Origin of the sequence: Mesorhizobium sp. M5C.F.Ca.IN.020.32.2.1 (genome assembly GCF_004023105.1) — a bacterium.
Classification (GTDB): Bacteria; Pseudomonadota; Alphaproteobacteria; order Rhizobiales; family Rhizobiaceae; genus Mesorhizobium; species Mesorhizobium wenxiniae.
Genome location: NZ_RZSX01000603.1, coordinates 1 through 4,070 on the forward strand (window position 1 = coordinate 1; position 4,070 = coordinate 4,070).

The 4,070-nt window shown below is 61.6% G+C and carries 2 pseudogenes; one reads left to right on the top strand and one right to left on the bottom strand.

The features are described 5' to 3' along the window. Positions 1-3,602 (bottom strand): annotated as a pseudogene (locus EOA86_RS25190) (kinesin); the annotation flags it as partial. Positions 3,603-3,872: 270 nt separating this feature from the next. Between EOA86_RS25190 and EOA86_RS25195 the strand changes: the two are divergent. Further along, a pseudogene (locus EOA86_RS25195) lies at positions 3,873-4,070 on the top strand (histidine kinase); the annotation flags it as partial.

The window sequence follows — 4,070 nt, forward strand, 5'->3', positions numbered from 1 at the left end:
TCGGCCAGCTTGCCGACATGCCCGGCGATGATGTCGTCCACCTCGCTGCGGCTCGCCGCAATTTTCTGCAGGTCTGCTTCCAGTGCACGTCTGAGAATGTCACGGCCTTCGGCCAGTTTCTCGACCTGGCCGGCAACCAGCCCGTCGATGCTCGACCGGCTTTCAGCCAGTTTGGCGAGGTCGTCTTCAAGCGCCTTGGACAGGATCGAGCGGTCCTGGATGAGCTTCTCGGCGTGGCTGTTTACGAGACCGTTGACGCTGCCGAGATCGGCTTCCAGCGCCTGCGCAAACTGAGCGCGATTGTCGGCCAGCTGCTGCGACTGGTCGGCGACGACTCCCTTGATGGTATTGAGGTCTGCTTCCAGCGCACGTCTGAGAATGTCGCGGCCTTCGGCCAGCTTTTCGACTTGGCCGGCAACCAGCCCGTCGATGCTCGACCGGCTTTCCGCCAGCTTGGCGAGGTCGCCTTCGAGCGCCTTGGACAGGGTCGAGCGGTCTTCCGCCAGCTTTTCGGACTGGTCTGCGATAACGCTCCTGATCGTGTTGAGATCGGATTCCAGCGCGCGTTTGAGAATGTCGCGACCCTCGGCCAGCTTCTCGACCTGGCCGGTGACCAGACCATCGATGCTCGACCGGCTTTCGGCCAGCTTGGCGAGGTCGTCTTCGAGTGCCTTCGACAGGATTGAACGGTCCCCGGCGAGCCTGTTCATGTGATCAGAGATAAGCCCGTTCACGCTCTGCAGGTCGATTTCCAACGCCTTCGAGAGCTGGCCACGGTCTCCCGCCAGCTTTTCGGACTGGCCTGCTATGACGTCCTTGATCGTGTTGAGATCGGACTCCAGCGCGCGCTTGAGAATGTCGCGGCCTTCGGCCAGCTTCTCGACCTGGCCGGTAACCAGACCATCGATGCTCGACCGGCTTTCAGCCAGTTTGGCGAGGTCGTCTTCGAGTGCCTTCGACAGGACTGAACGGTCCTCGGCGAGCCTGTTCATGTGATCGGAGATAAGGCCATTCACGCTGTGCAGGTCCGTTTCCAACGCCTTCGAAAGCTGACCACGGTCTTCCGCCAGCTTTTCGGACTGGCCTGATATGACGTCCTTGATCGTGTTGAGATCGGACTCCAGCGCGCGCTTAAGGATGTCGCGGCCTTCGGCCAGCTTCTCGACCTGACCGGCGACCAGCCCGTCGATGCTCGACCGGCTTTCCGCCAATTTGGCGAGGTCTGCCTCGAGCGTTTGCGAAAGCAGGCTGCGATCGTCGGCGAGCCTGCCCGAATGGTCCTCGATCAGGCCTCGGATACCGGACAGGTCGTTTTCGAGCGAGCGCGAAAGCAGGCTGCGGTCCTCCGCCAGTTTGGCGGAATGGCTCTGGATGAGATCCTTGATGCCGACAATGTCGGTTTCCAATGCCTTGGCAAGTATGGCGCGACCTTCGGCGATCTTCTCGACCTGACCGGCGACCAGGCCGTCGATGCTGGCGCGACTGTCGGCCAGCTTGCCGAGATCGGCCTCGAGGGCGCGTGAAAGAATGCTGCGGCCTTCGGCGAGCTTGCCAACATGGCCGGCAACCATTTCGTCAATGATCGTACGGGCTTGTACAAGTTTTCCGGAGTCTTCGTTCAAGGCTTGGGAAAGCCTGTTGCGGCCCTCTTCGAGCCTTTCGAGATGGCTGCCGAGCGAAGCATCGATGGCGGCGCTTGACTCGTTGACCTTGCGCAGATCCTCTTCGAGGGCGCGCGAGATCAGGTTGCGGCCTTCGGCGAGCTTCTGCACCTGGTCGGTGACAGCCGCGTCGATGCCGGCGCGGCTTTCGGCGAATTTCGCAAGATCGGCCTGCATTGCCGCCGCCATGCGTTCGCGGCTTTCGGAAAGCTTGCGGCTGTGGTTCTCGACGGCTTCTTCGATGCCGACGCGGGCATCGGAAAGCCGCTGGATGTCGGCGTCGAAGGAGCGCGACACCACATGACGGGCCGCTTCCATGCGCCCTGCGAAATCGCCTGCGCGTGCTTCAAGCATGGACGAAGTCGACGAAACAATGTCGGCCATGTCGGCGCCGATCTGGGTCTTGCCCTGATCGATCATCGCCGACAGCGTCTCCTTGCTCTCCTGGAAGGTATGGGCGATTTCGCGCGCGCGCTCGACCAGCGTCTCGTTGATCTGGCGTGCGCGAGCCTCGAGCGCGGCGTTGAGCTTCTGGGTGCCGGTGTCCAGCGCTTCGGCGCGGGTCTGAAATTCACTAATCAGCGCCTGGCCGCGTTCGGCCAGCGTCCGCTCGATGCCGTCAAGGCTGGCTTCAAATTCGGAGTTGAGCGTACGCGCGGCGCCGCCGAGCAACGACACCATGCCGGAGGTCCGATCGTCGAGCAGGTCGGTCAGCGACCGGGTGAGGCCGTCGGTCGTGTCCGTCAGCTTGGCGATGCGCGTATCGAGAAGGCTGGCGAAGGCTTCGCCGGAGGTCGACAGCCGGTCCGTGATCGATTCGAGCCGGCCTTCCACCGAATCGAAGATCGACAACGAGCTTTGGTTGATCCTGTCGATCAGGGTGTCGCCGGAATTGGTTATGGTCATCGACAGGTTGGTCGAGGCGTTGAGAATGCTGTCGCGAATGATGTCGCTGGCCGCCCCGATTTCGTCCTTCAGCGTCTCATGCGCGCCGGTGATCGAGGCGCGCACGCGTTCGGCGTGGGTGACCACCGCTTCGCGCTCGCTGCCCAGCCCGTCGACAAGCGAGCGGATGCGGGATTCATTCTCCGAGTAGGAGCGTTCGATCTGGTTCACCTCGCTGTGGACCAGGGTTTCGAGCTCGACGGCACGCGCAAGCGTGCGCTCAATGCCTTCACCCATGGCCGCCACCTCGCGGCGGACGGCTTGCCCGATCATCATGACGCGATCCTGGGCAATGTTTTCCGGCTCGGTCAGGCGGAAGGCCACTTCCGTCATCGACTGAGCCGCGATGCGCATCTCCTGCGCGCGGCGAATCATGGCTGCAAACGCCCAAAACAGCAGCACGGGCAGGATCGCAGCGATCGCCAGGCCGATCAGTTCGGGACGGGCGAAAAACTGGCCGGGCGTGCGGATTTGCCAAATGCCTGGCCCAAACAGCAAGTTGGCCAATGCACCGGCGCCCGCGATCCAGGCAAGCGAAACGAGCGCCACGACCCAGTAGATCGTGTTCGAGGCACGCCGATTGAGGGTATGCAGCAGCGTTTTGTAATCTTTTTGACGAGGGTCATTGGCCGGCGTGAAGCCGGCCGGCTGCGTGCCATTGCGCGTTTCCACAGGGCGCAGTTCAGCCTTTGCCGCGGGTATTGTTTTCTGGTCCTGGGCTTTTTGGTCCTGGTTGGCGGCAGGCTCCGTCTTCTGGCTCTGGCTGGCGACGGGCTCGGCATTCTCGCTCTGGCTGGCGACAGGCTCGGCATTCTGGTTACGGCCTTCGCGTGCCAACTCGTCGGCAGCCTGCGATATCTGCGCTTCCAGATCTTCCATCGACGCTGCGATGTCGAGGTCGCCGCCGGCATCGCCGCTCAGATCGATTTCAAGTGCTTTTTCGAGTTCCCTGGCTACGTCGTTGTCGAGCGTTCTCGTCGTTGTTTTCTTCGCCATGCCTTCGCTACCCTGTACAAGCTGCCGCGGGACTTATTGATTCTGCTTGTCGTGTCCCACGCAAGAGGCTGAAAATGGACCTGTCGTATCGTAATGACACACCGGGGTAAAGAAAACATGCATTCGGCGCGATACGTAAAACTTTAAATATAAGGTTAACAAAACTGTGATTCCGGCGCCGTTATCGCAACATTTTTTGGGCCAATCATTAACCCGTCATCCACAGGATGGGCCTAGTTTTTGCGGCTGAATGAACGGAGTTGCAGAATCATGCGTGGCGAAAACGGCATTGCCTTCTCGATGCCCGGCGGCGACGTATCGGGAACGGCGGCCGGGTCGCGGCCGGTGGACTTGGCGCATCTGGCGCGTCAGACGATGGGCGACCGCAACCTCGAACAGGAGGTGCTGGCGCTGTTCGTGCAGCAGGCGCTGTCCGTTCGCGACAGGATCGTCGACGCCGATGTGGGG